Source organism: Vibrio sp. 1288, assembly GCF_033344475.1.
Genome location: NZ_JAWPOX010000019.1, coordinates 40852 through 62930, shown reverse-complemented (window position 1 = coordinate 62930; position 22079 = coordinate 40852). Strand labels below are relative to the sequence as shown.

The window sequence follows — 22079 nt, the reverse complement described above, 5'->3', positions numbered from 1 at the left end:
CCTACGTAAAGGTGATAAGTTAATGCCAACTTTTCACTGCGTTTACGCGACGTCGCTGTTACTCGATTTAATCAATCTGAGGACCAGCCGCAACCAGGGATTTACCTTCAGCGTTGTCTGTGTACTTATCAAAGTTATTGATAAAGCGCGCTGCTAAATCTTTCGCTTTGCTTTCCCACTGAAGTGGGTCAACGTACGTGTCGCGAGGGTCTAGAATGCTAGGATCCACACCTGGTAGTGACGTTGGTACTTCAAGGTTGAAGATTGGAATGTGCTTAGTTGGTGCTTCTTCAATCGAACCATCAAGAATGGCATCAATAATTCCGCGTGTATCTTGAATAGAGATACGTTTGCCAGTGCCGTTCCAACCAGTATTCACTAGGTAAGCCTCAGCGCCTGCTGCTTCCATGCGTTTAACCAGTACTTCTGCGTATTTAGTTGGGTGAAGCGTTAGGAACGCCGCGCCGAAACAAGCAGAGAAAGTTGGTGTTGGCTCAGTAATACCGCGCTCTGTTCCCGCTAGTTTGGCGGTAAAGCCAGACAGGAAGTGGTACTTAGTTTGCTCGGGTGTCAATTTAGATACTGGAGGCAGTACGCCAAATGCATCGGCTGATAGGAAGATCACTTTATTCGCGTGACCGCCTTTTGATACTGGCTTAACGATATTATCGATATGGTAGATAGGGTAAGAAACACGTGTGTTTTCTGTTTTCGAACCATCATCAAAGTCGATAGAACCATCGCCACGTACTGTTACGTTTTCTAGCAGTGCATCACGACGAATTGCGTTGTAGATGTCCGGCTCCGCTTCTTTCGAAAGTTTGATGGTTTTTGCGTAACAACCACCTTCGAAGTTGAAGACACCATCATCATCCCAGCCGTGCTCATCATCACCAATTAGCGCACGTTTAGGATCAGTCGACAGGGTCGTTTTACCCGTACCAGATAGACCGAAGAATACCGCTACATCGCCATCTTTGCCCATGTTAGCGCTACAGTGCATTGATGCGATGTCTTTTAGTGGAAGGAAGTAGTTCATCATCGCGAACATACCTTTCTTCATTTCACCACCGTACCAAGTACCACCGATAAGTTGCATGCGCTCAGTTAGGTTAAATACGGTGAAGTTTTCTGAGTTCAGGCCTTGCTCTTCCCATTTTGGATTAGTGCATTTTGCGCCATTCATTACTACGAAGTCTGGTTCAAATGTCGCTAACTCTTCTTCCGTCGGGCGAATAAACATGTTTTTAACGAAGTGCGCTTGCCATGCGACTTCTGTGATAACACGAATGCTCAAACGTGTATCTGGGTTTGCACCACAGTAACCGTCAACAACAAACAAGCGTTTGTTAGAAAGCTGGTTTGTGACCAGTTCTTTTAGCTCGTCCCACACTTCAGGAGTGATTGGCTTGTTATCATTTTTCACTTGATCAGACGTCCACCACATATGTTCTTCTGTCGTAGCGTCTTTGACGATGTATTTATCTTTTGGTGAGCGACCAGTAAAGATGCCAGTGTCAACGGCAACCGCACCTAGTTCAGTAACCACGCCGCGCTCATAACCGGTTAGGTCTTCACGCGTTTCTTCCTCAAACAACATTTCGTAGCTTGGGTTGCGAATAACCTCTTTTACGTTATGCAGTCCGTGCTTGGTTAGATCAAGTGTTGCAGCCTTAGTATGTTCCATAACGGTCATAGGTGCTCCTTATAAGGATTTTGTAGGGATTTTGTAAGAATGTTTTAATTTTAATCTGCTCACCATGCTAGCAACGGGGCGGGGAGAAAACAGGGAGATAGCTCAAAATTTACCCATGATTTCAATAAGGTTTTAGGTAACCCGTCACATATTGGTGGGAATAGTCTATCGTGCACGCAATCCTTTGCGCTAGGGCAAAATCATTATTAATTGTTTAAAATTAAGCAGTTGTTTTATTACGCTTGAGGCTAGTTATTACGAGGGGTTGATCACAAAAAGGCCAGCATTAAGCTGGCCTTTTGTAGGGTAAATTACGTGCTTGATAAGCTATGTAAATTAATGCAGGGTTTTCTTGTCTGTAGAAGCTTGTGCATACAGTTCAGTGACTTCAGATTCGTCGAACGTATAAGTTGTGCCACAGTAATCACAATGTAAAGAAACTGATCCAACTTCTGCCAAAATGTCATAAATTTCAGCTTTCTCAACGGTGATGATTGCTGCACCGCTACGCTCACGAGAACAGCCACAATGGAACTCGACAGGTTGCGGCTCGTACAGACGTACTTTGTCTTGGTTATATAGTCGATACAATAACTCGTTCGCTTCTAAACCAAACAATTCTTCATCTTTTACTGTGTCAGTGAGCTGCTCTAGATGTTCGAAATCATCTGGAGAGCCAGTGCCGTCAGGGATCACTTGAATCAACATACCTGCTGCGTGTGCTTTGCCTTCATGCTCACCAGTGCGGATCCATAGGCGCGTTTTTAACTGCTCTGAGTTTGCAAAGTAGCCTTCTAGCACTTCTGCTAAAGTGTCACCTTCTAGTCCAACGACGCCTTGGTAACGCTCGCCGTTTTTCGGTTCGATGGTGATCACAAGGTAGCCCTTACCCATTAGATCGTGAATATTTGCGTCATCGGCAACATCGCCTTCCCAGCGAGCTACGCCACGAACACGTTGGTTATGGTCACCGTTGATAACGGCAAGAGACACAGGACCGTCGCCTTGTAGCTGGATGGTGATCGAACCTTCGAACTTAAGAGTGGCAGTTAAAAGAGTAGTTGAAACGAGTAGCTCACCCAGCAGTTTCTCTATTGCTGCCGGATATTCCTTGCTGGAGATAACACGTTGGTACGCTTCATCTAATTGTACCAACTCGCCACGTACTGAAAGATCTTCGAATAGGTAGCGGTTTAAAACATTATTTGCCATGGAGTGCTTTCCTCGTTGGTAATTCCGGCTTTTATTGGTGTTTGAACTTAATGATGTCTCGGCGCTGCTTTTTATCTGGGCGGCGTTCCGGACTTGGGTTGTGGGCATTAAGCTTACGTTGAGTCGCGTGTTCCTCACGTTTCGCGATACTCTCATTGGTTTCGCGATATAAGGTTTGTGCGATGGGAGCGCCTCGGCGTTGATCTGAGATTTGTTCGATGATCACGATTTTTTCTTCGTTGCCTTGACGAAGTCTGACTTCAGCGCCCACTTCAACGATTTTACTCGGCTTGCTTCGTTGGCCATTATAGTGGACTTTACCGCCATCGACCATGTTACGCGCGATGGAGCGGGTTTTGTAAAATCTTGCGGCCCATAGCCATTTATCTAGCCTAACGGCTTCATTTAGGGAACTCATAGAACACTACGCTATCTAATCACTGCCCGAATACGGCAATGAGTGATGGATTATTCACCTACAGATGGAGTCAAGGCGTATTTTTTTCAAGGGAGTTGGCAAAAACTGCATAAGAAAAAGGTATGAAAGACAACTTGTGATATAGTTCACTGCTCTTTGTTGAGTAATAATTTTATTGCAAATTTAGCAATTTAAAGTCGATAGCTATCGTTATAGCTTAAATGACGGACGTTAGAATAAAGGAATCCATTCAGTGAAACGTTTAGAGCTAAGTGCAGGATTATCAAGCAGACCGCTACTGGCTCAGATCAAGTCCAATCATTATACCATTCAAGCCAAACTTAGCTTGTTGCTTACCTGTCTGTTTATTGCGATAACCGGATGGATACTTGGCAAAATTGTGTGGTTAGCCATACCTCAATCGTCGGAAGTGCCGCAATGGCGTCCATCGGCGAGTGGCGTTGTCGCGAGCAATAAAGGCGACGCGATAGATTTTAATGCCCTTCAGAATGCCAACCTATTCGGTAAATACACTGAGCAAAAAGCGGCAGTTGTAGAACAGCCCATTGTTAAAGACGCCCCTAAGACGCGCCTTAACCTTACGCTGGTCGGTGCGGTTGCAAGTAGTGATGTCAACACCAGCCTTGCTGTTATTGCTAACCGAGGTAAGCAAGCTACGTACGGTTTGGGTGAAGAAATCGAAGGGACACGTGCGACACTAAAAGCGGTATTGGTGGATCGCGTCATCATTGATAACCAAGGTCGAGACGAGACCTTAATGATGGAAGGTATAGAATATAAGAAGCTATCTGAATCGCCGCAGGTAGCCAGGGCGCAAGCTCAGCGAGCAGAAGCAGCGACGTCTGACGTTGGAGAGAAATTAGAGCAAATCCGCGAGGAAATTGCGAAAGATCCACAAAGCGTTTTTAAATACATCACCATTTCACCCGTCAAAAAAGACGGAGACATTGTTGGTTATCGAGTATCACCTGGTCGTGATGCCGCATTATTTAATGATGTAGGACTACAACCTGGCGATATTGCGGTTCAACTGAACGGGATCGATTTAAGTGACCCGTCTTCTTCAGTACAACTGATGCAAGTGATGAGCGATCCGCAAGAATTAAATTTAACTGTTGAGCGAGACGGCCAACAGTACGATATCTATATCCAATTGTAAGACTTAGGCAACCGGCGTAAGTTCAGGGAGACATACGTGAAACATTGGTTCAGCAAAAGTGCTTGGCTACTAGCAGGAAGTTTACTCTGCGTACCAGGTGCAATGGCAAACGAATTTAGTGCGAGCTTTAAAGGCACTGATATTCAAGAATTCATCAACATAGTGGGTCGTAACCTCGAAAAGACCATCATTGTTGATCCTTCAGTACGCGGTAAAATCGATGTCCGCAGCTATGACGTTCTTAACGAAGAGCAATACTACAGCTTTTTCCTTAATGTCCTTGAAGTATACGGTTACGCAGTCGTAGAGATGGACAATGGGGTACTTAAGGTTATCAAAGCAAAAGACTCAAAAACCTCAGCAATCCCTGTGTTAGGTGATGGCAGCGCGCAAGGCGATAGTGTTATCACTCGAGTTGTCGCGGTGCGTAATGTGTCGGTTCGAGAGTTGTCTCCTCTACTTCGTCAGCTGATTGATAACGCCGGTGCCGGTAACGTGGTTCATTATGATCCAGCGAATATTATCTTGATCACAGGTCGTGCGGCAGTAGTGAATCGCTTAGCAGAGATCATCAAGCGAGTTGACCAAGCCGGTGATAAAGAAATTGAATTGGTAGAGCTGCGTAATGCATCTGCTGCTGAAATGGTACGCATTGTTGAAGCACTGAATAAAAGTGCGAATCAGAAAAGCACGCCAGAGTTCCTTGAACCTAAAATTGTGGCCGATGAACGTACTAACGCGATTTTAATTTCTGGTGATCCAAAAGTAAGAGCCCGCTTGAAACGTTTGATTCGTCAACTTGATGTTGAAATGGCGACAAAAGGTAACAACCGAGTTGTGTACCTGAAAAATGCGAAAGCTGAAGATTTGGTGGATGTATTGAAAGGTGTTTCCGATAACCTGCAAGCTGAAAAACAAGCCGGTCAGAAAACATCAGGTGCATCGCGTGGTGAGGTCGTCATTGCTGCTCACGCTGCAACTAACTCGTTAGTTTTAACAGCGCCACCAGATATTATGATGGCATTACAAGACGTCATTTCTCAACTCGATATTCGTCGTGCTCAGGTTCTTATTGAAGCGTTAATTGTCGAAATGTCTGAAGGTGATGGTATTAACCTAGGTGTTCAGTGGGGTTCATTAGAAACGGGTGCTGTAATTCAGTACGGTAACTCAGGAGCCCCGATTGGTCAGGTAATGGTTGGTCTAGAAGAAGCAAAAGATCAAACCCGAACTGAATACTATACCAACTCTAATGGCGAACGAACGCCATATGATGTTACTGAATCAGGTGACTACTCTACGCTAGCTTCAGCACTTAGCGGAGTAAATGGTGCGGCAATGAGTATTGTCATGGGTGACTGGACAGCGCTAATTAGTGCTGTTGCTTCTGACTCCAACTCAAACATTCTATCTTCTCCGAGTATTACCGTAATGGATAATGGCGAAGCATCATTTATTGTGGGTGAAGAGGTTCCGGTTATTACGGGCTCTACGGCTGGCTCAAACAACGACAACCCATTCCAAACGGTTGACCGTAAAGAAGTCGGTATCAAACTCAAAGTAGTGCCACAAATTAACGAAGGTGACTCTGTACAGTTAAACATTGAACAAGAAGTTTCCAACGTATTAGGCGCAAACGGTGCGGTTGACGTTCGCTTTGCTAAACGACAGTTAAACACCTCTGTCATGATCCAAGATGGTCAGATGTTGGTTCTTGGTGGTTTGGTCGATGAACGCGCACTTGAAAGTGAGTCTAAAGTGCCGCTATTGGGTGACATTCCGGTACTTGGCCATCTGTTCAAGTCAACTAGCACGCAAACAGAAAAACGTAACTTGATGGTGTTCATCAAGCCGACGATTATTCGCGATGGTGTGACGGCCGACGGTATTACGCAGCGTAAATACAACTTTATTCGCGCAGAACAGCTTTACAAAGCGGATCAAGGGTTGAAGTTGATGGCTGACGAGAAGATCCCGGTTATGCCTGCCTTTGGCCAGGAGCGTCAGCACCCAACAGAGATTCAAGCGTTTATTGATCAAATGGAAAACAACTAATGGTTGATATGTTAGACACAGCGCCAAGTATGCGTCGTCTGCCATTCAGTTTTGCCAACCGCTTTAAACTGGTGCTGGAGACAGAGCATCCTGAGCGTCCACCTATTCTTTACTATGTCGAGCCGCTTAACCCTGCGGCTCTGGTTGAAGTCCGTCGTGTATTAAAGAAAAGCTTCGTACCACAACCTATCGATAAAGAAGCCTTTGATAAAAAGCTGACTGAAGCATATCAACGCGACTCGTCTGAAGCGCGTCAGTTGATGGAAGATATTGGTGCTGATAGCGATGATTTCTTCTCTTTGGCTGAAGAACTGCCGCACGATGAAGACTTATTAGAATCGGAAGACGATGCGCCAATCATCAAATTGATCAACGCCATGTTGGGCGAAGCGATCAAAGAAGGTGCGTCGGATATTCATATTGAGACGTTCGAGAAAACCCTTTCGATTCGTTTCCGTGTCGATGGCGTATTGCGTGAAGTTCTGACCCCAAGTCGTAAGCTAGCGCCTTTGCTAGTTTCTCGTGTGAAGGTTATGGCTAAACTAGATATCGCAGAAAAGCGTGTGCCTCAAGATGGCCGTATTTCGTTGCGTATCGGTGGTCGTGCGGTGGACGTGCGTGTATCTACGATGCCGTCCTCTCATGGGGAGCGCGTGGTAATGCGTCTGTTGGATAAAAACGCGACTCGTCTTGATTTACATAGTTTGGGCATGACCCCTTCAGTGCATGACAACTTCCGTCACTTGATTGGTCGCCCTCACGGTATCATCTTGGTGACGGGCCCGACAGGTTCTGGTAAATCCACCACCTTGTACGCTGGCTTGCAAGAGATCAATAGCAACGAACGCAACATTCTAACGGTTGAAGACCCGATCGAATTTGATATTGATGGCATCGGTCAAACTCAGGTGAACCCAAAGGTCGACATGACGTTTGCGCGCGGCTTGCGTGCCATTCTGCGTCAGGACCCGGATGTGGTGATGGTCGGTGAGATCCGTGACTTAGAAACCGCACAAATTGCAGTGCAAGCGTCCTTAACGGGTCACTTGGTAATGTCGACTCTCCACACCAACACCGCAGTGGGTGCGATTACGCGTCTACGTGATATGGGTATTGAGCCATTCCTTATTTCTTCTTCGTTATTAGGGGTGCTAGCGCAGCGCTTAGTTCGAACGCTTTGTCCAAGCTGTAAAGAGCCGTATGAAGCCGATGCGGAACAGAAAAAACTGTTTGGTATGGAAGCGCATGAACCGTTAGAACTGCACCGAGCAAAAGGCTGTGAAGCGTGTAACCAAAAAGGCTACCGAGGTCGAACAGGTATCCACGAGCTCATTATGGTTGATGAGCAAGTGCAAGAGTTGATTCACCGAGAGTCTGGTGAGCAAGAAATTGAGAGAGCCGTTCGCGCCCATACGCCAAGTATTCGCAGCGATGGTTTAAGCAAAGTGCGTCGTGGCATTACGTCACTTGAAGAAGTGATGCGAGTGACGAAGGAAACCTAATGGCGGCATTTGAGTACAAAGCGCTAGATGCAAAAGGCAAGCATAAAAAAGGCACGATAGAAGGGGACAACGCCCGACAAGTGCGCCAGCGACTCAAAGAGCAAGGGATGATCCCGATTGAAGTGGTCGAGACGAAAGCTAAATCGGCTAAGTCTTCAGGTTCAGTCAGCTTTAAGCGCGGCATCTCGACATCTGAGCTGGCACTCATCACACGGCAATTGTCTACGCTAGTCCAATCAGGAATGCCTTTGGAAGAGTGTTTGCGTGCGGTCTCTGAGCAGGCTGAAAAGCCGAGGATTCGTTCTATGTTGGCTGCGGTTCGCTCGAAAGTAACAGAGGGTTATCCGCTTGCCGACAGTTTTGCCGATTACCCACACGTGTTTGATGAACTGTACCGCTCTATGGTTGCGGCGGGCGAAAAATCAGGTCACCTCGATACCGTATTAGAGCGTTTGGCAGACTATGTCGAAAACCGCCAAAAGATGCGTTCTAAATTGCTTCAAGCAATGATTTATCCTGTAGTTTTGGTGGTATTCGCGGTTGTCATCGTTTCGTTCTTATTGGCGACAGTGGTTCCTAAAATCATTGAACCCATCATTCAGATGGGCCAAGAGTTACCTCAATCGACGCAATTTTTACTGGCAGCCAGTGAGTTTGTGCAAGATTGGGGGCTGATTATTTTCGTTGTGCTGGTGGCGCTTTTCTATGGCCTCAAACTGGCGTTGCAAAAGCCAGACTTTCGCTTAGCTTGGGACAGAAAAATCTTGAGCTTACCGCTAATAGGTAAGATCTCTCGAGGTTTGAATACCGCACGATTCGCGCGAACACTTTCGATCTGTACTTCCAGTGCGATTCCAATTCTCGAGGGTATGCGCGTTGCGGTAGATGTTATGTCTAACCGTTATGTGAAGCAGCAAGTGTTGCTTGCAGCGGATAACGTCCGAGAGGGCGCTAGTTTGCGTAAGGCGTTGGACCAAACCCGCTTGTTTCCACCAATGATGCTACACATGATCGCCAGTGGTGAGCAAAGTGGTGAATTAGAGAGCATGTTGACGCGGGCAGCCGATAACCAAGATCAAAACTTTGAATCAACAGTCAATATTGCTCTGGGTGTGTTTACTCCTGCGCTGATTGCATTAATGGCTGGATTAGTGTTGTTCATTGTGATGGCGACCTTGATGCCAATGCTAGAAATGAATAATTTGATGAGCGGATAATTTCGAATTAAGACGTGTCTACTAACGGCATGGCTTTAATCTAACTTTCGGAGAAAAAAATGAAGTTTAAGCGTAGTAAACAACAGGGTTTTACACTTTTAGAAGTGATGGTTGTTGTCGTTATCCTTGGTATTTTGGCAAGTTTCGTTGTTCCAAACCTATTGGGTAACAAAGAGAAGGCTGACCAACAAAAAGCGATTACGGACATCGTAGCGCTGGAAAATGCCCTAGATATGTACAAGTTGGATAACAGCGTTTACCCAACAACGGACCAAGGTCTAGAAGCATTGGTTAGCAAGCCATCTAACCCAGAGCCACGCAACTACCGTGATGGTGGTTACATCAAACGTCTTCCTAATGACCCCTGGGGCAACCAGTACCAATACTTAAGCCCAGGTGATAACGGTACAATCGATATCTTCACTCTAGGCGCAGATGGCCAAGAAGGTGGAGAAGGTCCAGCTGCAGATATTGGCAACTGGAACATGCAAGACTTCCAATAATTGAGCCTAAGCCAGCACTAATGAAACAAATGCGAAAACATAACGGTTTTACATTGATAGAAATTCTATTGGTGCTGTTTTTGCTATCTCTTACGGCTGTGGCCGTGATCTCGACGTTACCGACTAGCCAAAAAGATCTTTCCAAACAGTATGCTCAAAGTTTTTTTCAACGTTTACAGCTGCTCAATGAAGAAGCGGTGCTGAGCGGTAAAGATTTTGGCGTTCGAGTGGATGATGCCAAATCGACCTACGTTTTACTGAGTTTAACCTCAGAAGGTTGGCAGCCTCTGAAATTAAAGCAGATTCCGAGCAAAACCAAGCTAGAAGAAGATATTACGCTACAACTCGAACTCGGCGGTGGTGCTTGGGATAATGATGAGCGCTTATTCAAACCAGGTTCTCTTTTTGATGAAGACATGTTCGCAGAAGAAGAGGACGAAAAGAAAATTGAGCCACCGCAAGTGTTTATCTTTTCCAGCGCCGAAGTCACGCCATTCACCCTGTCTTTTTTTCCGCAAAATGGTGATGCCTTTAATGACGGTTGGCGAGTCATTGGCAAAGAAAGTGGACAAATTTTGTTATTAGCTCCGGGCGAAGAAGTGAAAGAGGATGAGAATGCGCAATTTTAAGCAAGCTCGCCCAAATTTGAGTCATCGCCGGACGAGAGGCATGACCTTACTGGAAGTATTGGTCGCACTGGCAATTTTCGCTACCGCTGCCATCAGTGTCATTCGCTCTGTGAGCCAGCATATTAATACAATCAGTTATCTAGAAGAAAAAGTGTTTGCAGCCATGGTTGTGGATAATCAGATGGCAAATGTGATGTTGAATACCGGAGAACTCAAAGCGAAAAACGGCACAGAAGAGCTGGCAGGACGCACTTGGTTCTGGAAAGTCACGCCAGTCGCCACGACGCAGCCATTGCTGAAAGCATTTGATGTGAGCGTCTCGGTAGAGAAAAGCGCGAGCCCTGTAGTAACGGTACGAAGCTATGTGGCGCAATAATCATCCCCGCGCAAACACGCGCCAAAGGGTAAAAGGTTTTACACTTATTGAAGTGTTGGTATCGATTGCCATCTTTGCCAGTTTAAGTGTCGCTGCGTACCAAGTGGTATCGCAAGTACAGCGTAGCAATGCGCTATCACAAGAACGAACCCAACGCTTAAACGAAATTCAGCGTGCCATGGTGATGATGGATAACGATTTTCGTCAAATGGTGATGCGTCAAACACGTACTAATGGTGAAGAGCCTGCTAGCCGGCTAATTTTTTGGTCCGATTACCTGTTGGACTCCGATACCAAAGGACTGATGTTTGCCCGTTTAGGTTGGCACAACCCTCAGCAGCAGTTCCCTCGTGGAGAAGTAACCAAGGTTGGCTATCGCTTAAAAGAAGAAACACTGCAGCGAGTATGGTGGCGCTATCCTGATACGCCGGTTGGGCAACAAGGTACTGTTACTCCATTGCTAACGCAGGTCGAGTCATTTGATATGCGTTTCTATGATGGTAAGCAATGGAAAAAAGAGTGGGCTGAAGAAAAAGCGCTGCCGAAAGCGGTTTCTGTTGTTCTAACTCTCAAAGACTATGGAGAAATTACCCGCACTTATCTCACTCCTGATGGCACATTGAGTCAGAAAGAGGAAAGTTCAGGAGACAGCAATAATGGTTAACCGTCAGCGCGGTGTTGCTTTGATTATAGTGTTGATGTTGCTGGCGATTATGGCGACGGTTGCCGCCAGCATGTCGGAACGTTTGTTCTTGCAGTTTCAGCGAGGCGCTAATCAAATCAATTACCAGCAAGCGTACTGGTACAGCCTTGGCGTCGAGGCGCTAGCAAAAGTGGGTATCGAACAAAGTTATAAAGACACCGACACGATTAATATGAGTCAACCGTGGGCGATAAAAGAGCAAGTCTATCCGTTAGATTATGGTCAAGCGGCGGGACGAATTAGAGACAAGCAAGCGTGCTTTAATCTAAATGTATTGAGTCGTGTGCAACCAACGGGTCAGCAAATTACAAGACCATATTTAGTGAATGTATTGCAGCGCCTATTAGAAGAGTTGGATGTCGAGCCATATCAAGCAGAAATCATTGCAGACTCTACTTGGGAATACATTGATGCTGACGACTCTGTCCGTTCGACTACTGGGGTTGAAGACAGCACATATGAAGCGATGAAGCCTTCCTATTTAGCATCAAATGGTTGGATGGCAGATGCTTCCGAGTTACGGGCTGTCTATCAGGTGAGTGGTGAAATTTTCCAAAAATTGGAGCCGTTGGTCTGTGCATTACCAAGTGATGACTGGCGTTTAAACGTGAATACGATTGATGTTGAGCAAGCTCCGATTTTGGTGGCAATGTTCTCACCAAACTTAAGCAGTAGTGATGCGATTCAGCTAATTGAAAAACGCCCATTTGATGGGTGGGATAGCATTGATGAATTTTTAGCAGAGTCAGAAATGGCTGGCTTAAGTGAAGATGTAAAGAAAAACGCCAAAGGCTATTTGGGTGTGGATAGCGCCTTTTTTGAATTGGATGCACAAGTGTTGGTGGATGAATCACGTGTACGTATCCGAAGCCTTTTGCAAAGTACAAATAGAGAAACGGTGACCGTAGTTCGCCGTCGTTTTGGAGGGATCAGTGAGCGAGTTTCTGACCGTTCGGCTGAGTAGCGAACAACAAAGTACCATTCCTTGGGTGGTGTGGTCGACAGATCAACAGGAAGTGATTGCTAGCGGTGAAATCGCCGGGTGGGAACACTTAGATGAATTGGTCTCATATGCTGGTCAGCGCCAAGTTGTGGCGCTGTTGGCGAGTAATGATGTGGTCCTGACGCAAGTGGATATACCGCCTGGTGCAACACGCCAATTCGAGGCGATGTTACCGTACTTAGTGGAAGACGAAGTTGCTCAGGACGTTGATGGCCTGCACTTTAGCGTGTTGGGTAAACAAGCGGACAAAGCGCAGATTTGCGCAGTTGAACGTGCTTGGATTCAGACTGTACTGCAACGTTTTTCATGCCAAGGTATCGCCATTAAACGCATTTTACCCGATGTGCTTGCATTACCGGTTCGTGGAGAGCACAGCAGTGCTACAATGATTGGCGAGCAATGGCTAATTCGTCACTCTGCGACAGAGGGCGCGGTTGTCGACGCTTCTTGGTTAGACCTTTACCTCTCTTCTTATCTACAAAATCATGAAGGTTGGAAGCTCGATTGCTTTAGCTCGGTCCCTGAATCTGCGTTACCTGAAATATGGGATCCGCAACCAGAAGAAATGACGATGGCTTTACTGGCGAAGGGGGTGACAGAAAGCAAAGTCAATTTGCTGACTGGGATCTTCAAGCCGAAATCTTCTTGGGGTAAATACTGGAAGCTCTGGCAAAAAACCACCATTGCTGCGGGGGGGCTTATCGTCGTCATGGTTGCGCAGCAGTTGCTCGTGGTCCACAAGTACGAAGCACAAGCTCAAGCGTATCGTGAGGAGAGTGAGCGTATTTTCCGCCAAGTGTTCCCAAATAAACGACGCATTCCTACCGTTAGTTACCTCAAACGACAAATGGATGATGAAGAGCGCCGCTTATCTGGTGGAAGTGGTCAGCAGGCAATGTTGTCATGGTTGGCGGCATTACCCGCGACGCTTGGTCAGGTCAGCGACTTGGAGATCACTAGCTTTAAATACGACGGACAACGTGGCGAAGTACGTATTCAGGCTCGTAGTTCAGACTTCCAACCTTTTGAGCAGGCTCGTGTGAAATTGGCAGAGAAGTTTAATGTTGAGCAAGGTCAGTTGAACCGTAGCGATAACGTTGTGGTTGGCAGCTTTGTTTTGAAGCGTTTGTGAGGTGATGATGAAAAACTTAATTTCTCAAGCTCAGGTTTGGTGGAGCAGCATCTCGCAGCGTGAGCAGCGTTTGGTCATGGGATGTGGCGCTATTGCCGTTATCGGTATTATTTATTGGGGTTTATTACAGCCAATGAGCCAACGTGCGGAGCTAGCTCAGTCACGTATTCAAAGCGAAAAACAGTTGCTAGCTTGGGTACAAGATAAAGCGGATGGCATCACTGCACTGCGAAAAAGCAGCGGTGTGAGCTACTCTAGTCAACCGTTGAATCAGTTGGTTTCTTCTTCAGCTCGTCGTTATAAAGTTGAGTTGATTCGAGTACAACCTCGTAATGAGAGCGTTCAAGTGTGGATCAAACCACTCGCGTTTAATCAACTAGTGGATTGGTTACGTTACTTGAAAGAGCAACAGGGTATTGAAGTCGAATTTTTAGATATCGACCGAACAGAGCAAGCGGGCATGATCGATGTAAACCGCCTTCAGTTTAAGCGAGGTTAAGGTGAAGCGAGCAGTACTTTACGTTGTTATCTTTATCGTCTTTTTTTCAGTCAGTCTTTTAATGGGATTACCAGTCTCTTGGGTGTTACAACAAGCACCAACAGTGAGAGGCCTGGACATTCAAGGAGCCAACGGTTCGGTATGGCAAGGTCAAGCTTCTAGTATTCGTTGGCAGCGCCAGAACCTTGGAGAAGTTAATTGGGATTTCCAATGGTCGAGTCTACTGACAGGTAAAGCTGAGTTTGCTGTGCGCTTTGGTCGTGGTAGTGAAATGGACGTTCGTGGGCGCGGTTCTGTCGGCTATAGCTTAAGTGATGGCCCTTATGCCAAAAACTTAGTTGCCTCGATTCCGGCGGTAAAAGTTGTTGAGCAAGCGCGCCTCCCTGTGCCTGTTGGTGTTGATGGGCAGCTTGAGCTGAATATTCGTCATGCGACTTATGCTGCGCCTTGGTGTAAGGACGGTGAAGGCACTTTAGTATGGAATGCCAGTGGTATTCAAAGTCCCGTTGGCAGCTTAGATCTCGGTCCTGTGATTGCCGATATAAACTGTCAGGATAGTGTATTGACGGCAACTGGTGAGCAGAGCAGCAAACAAGTCTCTGCGGCGTTTTCCGCTGAACTGATGCCTAATCAACGGTACTCAACCAAAGCGTGGTTCAAACCTGGTGCAGAGTTCCCATCCAGCATGGGGGAGCAACTGAAATGGTTGGGTAAGCCGAATGCTCAAGGTCAATATGAGTTTAATTACCAAGGGCGCTTCTAACCTATCGTGACAAAATCCAATATCTTAAAAGAGCTGCTATTGTGCAGCTCTTTTTGCTTTTGGATCATCGTAAGCTAAAACCTCTATTCGCTGTACATTGGGAATGAATGGAAATTTAAAACCATGATTTTTAATTGATTTGTTTTCTTTCGTTCAGCTTTACAGGCAATTGGAACATAGTAGGCCAAATACTCCAAGTGCTGTACAGAAGGTCAAAAAGAAAAGGCCACGAAGATATTCGTGGCCTTTCTATTGCTAGAATTTTGTGCTCTAAATTTTACCGATAGGGCGCTTAATCTTTGCGTTGTAAAATCTCATTCCAAGGTAAATCCGCATCACCAAGAACAATAAAGTTCGGGTTTTCTAGTGTTTCCCGCTCGTTATATGACAGCGGTTCTAATTGCGTGCTGAGAATACGTCCGCCAGCTTCTTCAACAATGCATTGTGTCGCAGCGGTGTCCCACTCACCTGTTGGACCTAGTCGGAGATAGCAATCTACCGCCCCTTCCGCGACGAGGCATGCTTTCAATGCTGCAGAACCGAGCGGTATTAAGTCGTAATTCCAGGCGCTGCTCATACGGTTAGTAATACGATTGATGTCTTGGCGACGACTAATAGCAATTGCGATGCTTTGCTCTGGCTGTTCGTGTTTGTGTGTATGGATTTTGACGCTGTCCGACATGTCGGGAATTTTCCAGGCGCCTTTGCCATTATAAGCGTAGTAAGTCACGCCAGATACAGGGCCGTAAACGACGCCCATGGTTGGTCGATTGTTGTCGACCAACGCAATAATAGTGGCAAAGTCACCACTGCGAGCGATGAATTCTTGAGTACCATCAAGAGGGTCGACTAACCAATAACGTTCCCACTGAGCGCGTTGCTCTAAGCTTATGTCTGCGTCTTCTTCTGACAACACGGGAATGTCAGGCGTCAGATCACTCAAGCGTTCAGTGATGAACTTGTGAGCTGCAATATCTGCACTTGTTACGGGAGTTTCGTCACTTTTGGTGTAGGCCTCGTATTGCTTCTTTTCATATATTTCGAGGATCATTTGCCCAGCACTGCGGGCAATCTCGATGACTTGAGGAAGTAGGTGAGATAGATCTTTTGTCATTGGCATAAGTGATAGTCCTTACTCACAGTGTTATTCGGTTCTAATGACCGTTATTGGTTATGCTTGTGAGTGGTGTGTGGTAAGTGTTTCAGTGCCAACATTAGCGCTGTGATGCTTCGTGCTTCACAGAAATCCATGTGAGTTAATAACTCTTCGGCTTGCGCAAGTGGCCAACGCACAATTTCCAGTGGTTCAGGCTCATCGCCTTCTTGCTTCTCTGGATAAAGCGCCTGTCCTAAAAATAGAGTCATTTTGCTCGAAAAGTAAGATGGCGCGAGGATAACTTGTTTCAACGGGGTTAACTGATTGCAGCCAAAGCCGATTTCTTCTTTTAACTCACGATCCGCAGCTTGGTGTGGTGTTTCTCCTGGGTCAATCAGCCCTTTTGGGAAACCTAGCTCGTAACGTTCAGTTCCAGCGGCGTATTCACGCACCAGTAATAAATCGCCTTGTTCTGTTACAGGGACTACCATTACAGCATCTCGTCCACTTGGCTTCATACGCTCATAAGTACGGTGCTCACCATTGGAAAAACGAAGGTCGAGCGCTTCCACAGCAAACAGTTTGGATTTTGCAACCGTCTGGCATGAGAGTATCTCTGGTGGGGTTCGTTTCGGCATGACGCTGGCTCCTTGGTGTCGTTGGCGTTTACGAGATGCGTAAGATTCTTAATATATGAGAACTCCGCCTGAGTTTCTAGCGGATTTTACGAGTCGAGCTAAGCATCTCAGCATCACCTCAGTATCGATACAAAAATGGGAGACCGAAGCCTCCCATTTTCTGACAGTGTTTACTCTTAGTAGTAAGAGTGATCACCACGGTCATGTTCTGTAGCATCACGAACTGCGGTTAGTTCACCAATGAACTGGTTTAGCAGCTCTTTCTCGATGCCTTCTTTTAGTGTTACGTCAACCATAGAACAGCCATTACAACCGCCACCAAATGCAACAATCGCAACACCGTCTTCAGTGATCTCAACCAAGTTTACGTGACCACCGTGGCCAGCAAGTTGTGGGTTCACTTGAGTTTGGATAACGTACTCAACGCGCTCAACCAGTGGTGCGTCGTCCGCAACTTTACGCATTTTAGCGTTAGGTGCTTTTAGCGTTAACTGAGAGCCCATTTTATCGGTAACAAAATCGATTTCAGCGTCTTCAAGGAATGGCAGGCTTAGCTCATCAACGTAAGCTGAAAAACCGCTGTAAGAGAGTTCAGTGTCGGTCGATTCTACTGCTTCTGGTGGACAGTAAGACACGCCACACTCAGCGTTTTGTGTACCTGGGTTCACAACGAAAATACGAATGTTAGTGCCTTCAGGTTGTTGACCTAAAAGGTTAGCGAAATGCGTTTGCGCAGTTTCTGTAATAGTAATATTTGACACGACGAATACCCGAGTAAATTTGTAGGTTACTGCTGCTATTCTACTCTTGTTGACGTATGGGTCTAGTCTTTTTGATGCTAAGGCATGGCGAAGCGATCTAGAGAGAACGAGGAGCAGGTGTTCTGCAGATGCAGTAAATATCGATGCTTTCTACGCCAACTTCAAGTAGTAAATGACATAATTGTCGGACGGTACTGCCTGTGGTGACTACATCATCGACGATGGCAACATGGGAAGAGTGAGGGCGCTTATTGAGAATAAACGCGCCTTTTAAGTTTTGTTCACGGCTTGTTTTGGTATTACCACGCTGTGATTGGGCGAGCCTTACTCGACGAAAGACCTTCGCATCAAAATTAGTCTGCAATTGCTTGGCGAGGTGTCGGGCTAAAACATCACTTTGATTAAAACCCCGGCGCAGGTAACGCTGCCAGTGCAATGGCACACTGGTAATGATTGGAGCTGGCGTGGTGATGCGCTGTGCCAGTTGCTCGGTTAATGCTTTTACATGCCAAGACTCTCCGTGATCTTTAAAGCGTTGTACTTCCCGTGAAAGGGGAAAGTCGTAATCGCCTAACGTGTATAGCCTTTGCCATGGCGGTGGCTCTGAAAGACATTCACCACAAATACTATCCGTACTCATTTCTTCTTTTTGTAATGATAAACCGCAGCGTTGACATCGTTTTACCGGAGTTAGGTATTTTAAACAGTGCTCGCACCAGCGCAGAGTATTTGTGTGGCTTGGTGTTTGAATAGGGAACCGACACAGGCCGCATTGACTGCTCAATACGCGATGCATGATGTTTTGCCAGTGATGAGATAACATAGCGTTTATTCATGGTGATATTTTACTCAGCCTAACGCTTGGCTGAAGCCTTAGGGAATAAAATAAGTGGGGGAGATTGAGAGCATGAGCACGAAATTACACTGGCAGTCATTTGGTCAGGGACCAGATTTGGTGTTACTTCATGGTTGGGGCATGAATGGTGCGGTATGGCAGCAGACAGTCGAGTCTCTTCAACCTTATTTCCGAGTTCATGTGGTTGACCTTCCGGGGTACGGACATAGCGCCGAATCTCATGCTGAAGATTTAGACCATATTGCTAACTTGGTGGTGCAAGGTGCGCCAGAGAAAGCGATTTGGCTTGGTTGGTCCCTCGGAGGTTTAGTGGCGACGCATGTGGCATTAAATATGCCCGAGCGCGTGGCTAAGTTGATTACGGTTGCCAGCTCACCTAAATTTGCCGCAGAAAAACCGTGGCGTGGCATTCAACCGAATGTACTGAGTGCGTTCACCTCTCAGTTGCTAGAAGATTTCTCACTGACCATTGAGCGCTTTATGGCGTTGCAAGCGATGGGCAGCCCATCAGCGCGTAAAGACGTTAAACAGCTCAAGCAAGCGGTACTATCGCGCCCTCAGCCAAACCCTGAATCGCTGTTGGTTGGGCTAAACATCCTTGCTGATGTGGATCTGCGCGATGCGTTGACGTCTCTTTCTGTTCCAATGTTGCGTCTTTATGGCCGTTTAGATGGGTTGGTGCCAATTAAAGTAGCTAACGATTTAAGTGAACAGTTGCCTCATACCCAGCAGTTTGTTTTTAATCAGTCCTCTCATGCGCCTTTTATCACCGAACATGACGAATTTTGTGTTCAAATCCGAGAGTTTGCTCACGATTGAGCAAGTACGAGCGGAAATACCTCAAGTTGTTTAAAAAGTGGTCGATATAAAGGCTGGTGAGGTTTTATTAGCCAATAAAGCTAAGCCATATTGACGAGTTGGGCGACTCTGAGGAGGGTTCGCAATGATTGTGTCACCGACCAACGTAAGTGTGCCACTGATCGCCCCATCCGTGAATGTGCAGACGGAACAAGCAGCTCGCGACAATAAAGTCCGAGAGCCTGTAACGCCAACGGTCGCATTGGCCAAAACCAATGCAGAGCGAAAAGTAAAAGGTGACGACAAGCGCCGACGTCAGTCTTCTTGGGATCCTTCAGAGCATCCTGATTATGATATGGAAACGGAAGTCGACACGCGTTATCAAGAAGAGCCGGAAGATACACTAGAACGGCTTTTTAGTTTGCTTGCGCTCAAATCGTATAGTGAAGACCAGGGGAAAGGCTACGCGATACGCTTTCGACTACCTAAGCGCATTTTGGATGCTGCGATCAATGAAGGATTAATGGAAAAGCGCAGGAAGGTGATCAAGTTTCATTATGGTCATGCAGTCGCTCCCCATACCCCGTCAGAAGTGATAGCAGTATTATGACGACTCAATATCCTACTCAAACAAAAACGCTCCAAGCAGGTTGACTGATTGGAGCGTTTTCTTTTTAGTTATGAAAGCTCGTTAGCGGTGAAGCCTAGGTAAGGTTACTTTTTCGCTTTAGCAAACGCAGCAGCAAACGCACCGCCCATCGCGCTGTTCGATGACGAATCATCACGGCGAGGCTGACGACGCTGCGGTTGGTCATTACGACGTGGCGCTGCTGATGAGCGTTGGCTGCGGTTGTCTTGACCCGGTTCGTCGTTCATACGCATCGATAGACCAATACGCTTACGCTGCACGTCAACTTCCATCACTTTCACTTTGACGATGTCGCCCGCTTTCACCACTTCACGTGGGTCAGACACATAACGATCTGTCAGTGCAGAAATATGCACAAGACCATCTTGGTGAACTCCGATATCAACGAAGGCACCGAAGTTGGCTACGTTAGACACCACGCCTTCTAGAATCATGCCCGGTTCCAAGTCAGATACCGAGTTTACACCTTCTGCAAAGGTCGCCGTTTTGAATTCTGGACGTGGGTCACGACCCGGCTTGTCTAACTCTTTGATGATGTCTGTAATGGTTGGAACGCCGAAGTTATCGTCGGTGTAATCGACCGCATGCAGACCTTTAAGGAAGCTTGAATCACCAATCAGTGCTTTGATATCTTTGTTGTTCTTCTCAGAAATCGCTTTGACCACTGGGTACGCTTCTGGGTGAACCGCAGACGCATCAAGTGGGTTCTTACCATCCATAATACGCAGGAAGCCCGCACACTGCTCGAACGCCTTAGGACCTAAACGAGGTACTTTCTTCAAGGTTGTACGTGCTTCGAAGCGGCCGTTCTCATCGCGGAAGTCGACAATGTTCTGCGCGATGGTGCTTGATAAGCCTGCTACGCGCGTCAGTAGCGCCGCAGAAGCAGTGTTCACATCAACACCAACCGCGTTTACACAGTCTTCCACAATCGCATCTAGGCGTTTTGCCAACATAGATTGGCTTACATCGTGCTGGTATTGACCCACACCAATAGATTTCGGATCAATTTTCACGAGTTCAGCCAATGGATCTTGCAAACGACGTGCAATCGACACTGCACCACGCAGTGATACGTCCATATTCGGGAACTCTTTTGCTGCAAGCTCAGACGCTGAGTAAACCGAAGCCCCCGCTTCACTTACGATGAGCTTCTGAACTTTCAGGTTGCCACGTTTGATGACGTCTGCGACAAAGCTGTCGGTTTCACGTGAAGCCGTACCGTTACCAATCGCAATCAAATCCACATTGTACTTACGCACCAACTGATCAACGATTTGTGCTGACTTGTCGTATTGTTTTTGTGGTGGGTGAGGGTAGATGGTTTCGGTGGCAAGCACTTTACCTGTTGAGTCGACAACCGCGATTTTTGAACCTGTACGCAGACCCGGATCTAGACCAAGTGTTGCACGAGGGCCAGCCGGTGCTGCCATCAACAAGTCTTTTAGGTTAGTGGCGAATACTTCAATCGCTTCGATTTCAGCGCGCTCTTTCATTGCGCCCATTAGCTCGGTTTCCATGTGCATCGATACTTTGATGCGCCATGCCCAGCTGATCACTTGCTTACGCCAGGTATCCGCCGGTGCGCTGCTTAGCGTCACGCCATAATGGTCGGCGATAATCGTTTCGCAGTAAGACTGACGAGCACCTTCTTCCTGTTCTGGATCGGCATTCATTGCCAATGTCAGGAAGCCTTCGTTACGGCCACGCAACATCGCCAGTGCGCGGTGCGATGGCACTTTGCTTAGGGGCTCGTTGTGGTTGAAGTAATCTTTAAACTTCTCGCCTTCTTGCTCTTTGCCTTCAACGACTCGTGAGACCAGTTCCGCATTGCGATTTAAGTGGTTGCGAATTTTTTCCAGTAAGTTTGCGTCTTCTGCGATGCGCTCCATGATGATCGCGCGAGCGCCATCCAATGCAGCTTTGGTGTCTGCGATGCCTTTGTCTGCATCAAGGTATTTGCTTGCTTCGCTTTCTGGCTCGGTTTGTAGATTATTCCAAAGTTGATCTGCGAGTGGCTCAAGACCAGCCTCAATCGCGATCTGACCTTTCGTACGACGCTTGGGTTTGTAAGGTAGGTATAAGTCTTCAAGACGAGTTTTGCTGTCTGCCTGCGCGATCTCTTGTTCTAGCTCTGGCGTCAGTTTGCCTTGCTCTTGGATTGATTTGAGGATGGTTTGACGGCGATCATCCATTTCACGAAGGTAAGACAGACGGCTGTCCAAAGTACGCAGCTGGGTATCATCAAGGCCCCCCGTTACCTCTTTGCGGTAACGTGCAATAAAAGGGACGGTGTTGCCATCATCAATTAGGGTGACAGCGGCGTTGACTTGCTCTGGGCGAACATTCAGTTCTTGAGCAATCATGCGACAGATAGCTTGGCTCATCCGTGT

At 46.8% G+C, this 22079-nt stretch carries 22 protein-coding genes; 14 read left to right on the top strand and 8 right to left on the bottom strand.

Annotation, left to right across the window (positions count from 1 at the left end):
- Positions 1-67: 67 nt before the first annotated feature.
- The 3 genes from pckA to hslR all read right to left on the bottom strand — a co-directional run bounded on the left by pckA (position 68) and on the right by hslR (position 3326).
- The gene (gene pckA / locus R8O11_RS15170) at positions 68-1696 is read right to left on the bottom strand and encodes a phosphoenolpyruvate carboxykinase (ATP) (RefSeq protein WP_005379288.1); all 1629 of its coding nucleotides are present in this window, start codon (positions 1694-1696) and stop codon (positions 68-70) included.
- 336 nt (positions 1697-2032) lie between these two features.
- On the bottom strand, positions 2033-2908 hold the full coding sequence (hslO, locus tag R8O11_RS15165; protein ID WP_005379290.1) for an Hsp33 family molecular chaperone HslO: 876 nt from the start codon (positions 2906-2908) through the stop codon (positions 2033-2035).
- Between the two features lie 31 nt (positions 2909-2939).
- Positions 2940-3326: a ribosome-associated heat shock protein Hsp15 gene (hslR, locus tag R8O11_RS15160; RefSeq protein WP_005379292.1), complete on the bottom strand. Its 387-nt coding sequence runs from the start codon at positions 3324-3326 to the stop codon at positions 2940-2942.
- A 253-nt stretch (positions 3327-3579) separates the two neighbouring features.
- Between hslR and gspC the strand changes: the two genes are divergently transcribed.
- The 12 genes from gspC to R8O11_RS15100 are packed head-to-tail and all read left to right on the top strand — an operon-like array spanning position 3580 to position 14888.
- The gene (gene gspC / locus R8O11_RS15155; RefSeq protein ID WP_318194259.1) at positions 3580-4506 is read left to right on the top strand and encodes a type II secretion system protein GspC; all 927 of its coding nucleotides are present in this window, start codon (positions 3580-3582) and stop codon (positions 4504-4506) included.
- A gap of 36 nt (positions 4507-4542) precedes the next feature.
- Positions 4543-6561 carry a type II secretion system secretin GspD gene (gspD, locus tag R8O11_RS15150; RefSeq protein ID WP_005379295.1) on the top strand — a complete coding sequence of 673 codons (2019 nt, stop codon included), beginning with the start codon at positions 4543-4545 and terminating at the stop codon, positions 6559-6561.
- Positions 6561-8063, top strand: coding sequence for a type II secretion system ATPase GspE (gene gspE / locus R8O11_RS15145; protein WP_005379296.1), 1503 nt, complete (start codon positions 6561-6563; stop codon positions 8061-8063). Before gspD ends, gspE begins: the two co-directional genes overlap by 1 nt.
- The gene (gspF, locus tag R8O11_RS15140; protein WP_005382993.1) at positions 8063-9280 is read left to right on the top strand and encodes a type II secretion system inner membrane protein GspF; all 1218 of its coding nucleotides are present in this window, start codon (positions 8063-8065) and stop codon (positions 9278-9280) included. The genes gspE and gspF overlap by 1 nt, the downstream gene beginning before the upstream one ends.
- Positions 9281-9339: 59 nt before the next feature.
- Entirely contained in the window at positions 9340-9783 is a 444-nt protein-coding gene (gene gspG / locus R8O11_RS15135; RefSeq protein WP_005379298.1) for a type II secretion system major pseudopilin GspG, read from the top strand.
- A gap of 29 nt (positions 9784-9812) precedes the next feature.
- Complete coding sequence (locus tag R8O11_RS15130) at positions 9813-10412, top strand: prepilin-type N-terminal cleavage/methylation domain-containing protein (RefSeq protein ID WP_318194258.1); 600 nt, start codon at positions 9813-9815, stop codon at positions 10410-10412.
- Positions 10399-10788 (top strand): type II secretion system minor pseudopilin GspI, encoded by a 390-nt coding sequence (gene gspI / locus R8O11_RS15125; RefSeq protein WP_318194257.1) that lies wholly within the window; start codon positions 10399-10401, stop codon positions 10786-10788. Before R8O11_RS15130 ends, gspI begins: the two co-directional genes overlap by 14 nt.
- Positions 10775-11452, top strand: a complete 678-nt coding sequence (gspJ, locus tag R8O11_RS15120) for a type II secretion system minor pseudopilin GspJ (protein ID WP_318194256.1) — start codon at positions 10775-10777, stop codon at positions 11450-11452. The genes gspI and gspJ overlap by 14 nt, the downstream gene beginning before the upstream one ends.
- Positions 11445-12455: a type II secretion system minor pseudopilin GspK gene (gene gspK, locus R8O11_RS15115; protein ID WP_005379302.1), complete on the top strand. Its 1011-nt coding sequence runs from the start codon at positions 11445-11447 to the stop codon at positions 12453-12455. The genes gspJ and gspK overlap by 8 nt, the downstream gene beginning before the upstream one ends.
- Positions 12424-13626, top strand: a complete 1203-nt coding sequence (gene gspL / locus R8O11_RS15110; RefSeq protein WP_318194255.1) for a type II secretion system protein GspL — start codon at positions 12424-12426, stop codon at positions 13624-13626. Before gspK ends, gspL begins: the two co-directional genes overlap by 32 nt.
- Before the next feature lie 7 nt (positions 13627-13633).
- Positions 13634-14125, top strand: a complete 492-nt coding sequence (locus R8O11_RS15105; protein ID WP_005383002.1) for a type II secretion system protein M — start codon at positions 13634-13636, stop codon at positions 14123-14125.
- 1 nt (position 14126) lies between these two features.
- A complete protein-coding gene (locus R8O11_RS15100) occupies positions 14127-14888 on the top strand; it encodes a type II secretion system protein N (RefSeq protein WP_086046433.1) in 762 nt (253 codons plus the stop codon).
- A 292-nt stretch (positions 14889-15180) separates the two neighbouring features.
- Here R8O11_RS15100 and cysQ read toward each other — a convergent pair whose 3' ends face one another.
- The 4 genes from cysQ to R8O11_RS15080 all read right to left on the bottom strand — a co-directional run bounded on the left by cysQ (position 15181) and on the right by R8O11_RS15080 (position 18206).
- Positions 15181-16008 carry a 3'(2'),5'-bisphosphate nucleotidase CysQ gene (gene cysQ / locus R8O11_RS15095; RefSeq protein WP_005379308.1) on the bottom strand — a complete coding sequence of 276 codons (828 nt, stop codon included), beginning with the start codon at positions 16006-16008 and terminating at the stop codon, positions 15181-15183.
- A 44-nt stretch (positions 16009-16052) separates the two neighbouring features.
- The gene (gene nudE, locus R8O11_RS15090; protein WP_256894610.1) at positions 16053-16622 is read right to left on the bottom strand and encodes an ADP compounds hydrolase NudE; all 570 of its coding nucleotides are present in this window, start codon (positions 16620-16622) and stop codon (positions 16053-16055) included.
- A 176-nt stretch (positions 16623-16798) separates the two neighbouring features.
- Complete coding sequence (gene nfuA, locus R8O11_RS15085; RefSeq protein ID WP_005379313.1) at positions 16799-17383, bottom strand: Fe-S biogenesis protein NfuA; 585 nt, start codon at positions 17381-17383, stop codon at positions 16799-16801.
- Between the two features lie 97 nt (positions 17384-17480).
- Complete coding sequence (locus R8O11_RS15080; RefSeq protein ID WP_213883695.1) at positions 17481-18206, bottom strand: ComF family protein; 726 nt, start codon at positions 18204-18206, stop codon at positions 17481-17483.
- An 84-nt stretch (positions 18207-18290) separates the two neighbouring features.
- Here R8O11_RS15080 and bioH point away from each other — a divergent pair, with 84 nt between their 5' ends.
- Both bioH and R8O11_RS15070 read left to right on the top strand, forming a co-directional pair.
- Positions 18291-19058, top strand: coding sequence for a pimeloyl-ACP methyl ester esterase BioH (bioH, locus tag R8O11_RS15075; protein WP_005384724.1), 768 nt, complete (start codon positions 18291-18293; stop codon positions 19056-19058).
- Between the two features lie 124 nt (positions 19059-19182).
- Positions 19183-19647, top strand: a complete 465-nt coding sequence (locus tag R8O11_RS15070) for a hypothetical protein (protein ID WP_005379316.1) — start codon at positions 19183-19185, stop codon at positions 19645-19647.
- Between the two features lie 104 nt (positions 19648-19751).
- Here the strand turns inward: R8O11_RS15070 and R8O11_RS15065 are convergent, their stop codons facing one another.
- Positions 19752-22073: a Tex family protein gene (locus R8O11_RS15065; protein WP_318194254.1), complete on the bottom strand. Its 2322-nt coding sequence runs from the start codon at positions 22071-22073 to the stop codon at positions 19752-19754.
- Between the last annotated feature and the right edge of the window lie 6 nt (positions 22074-22079).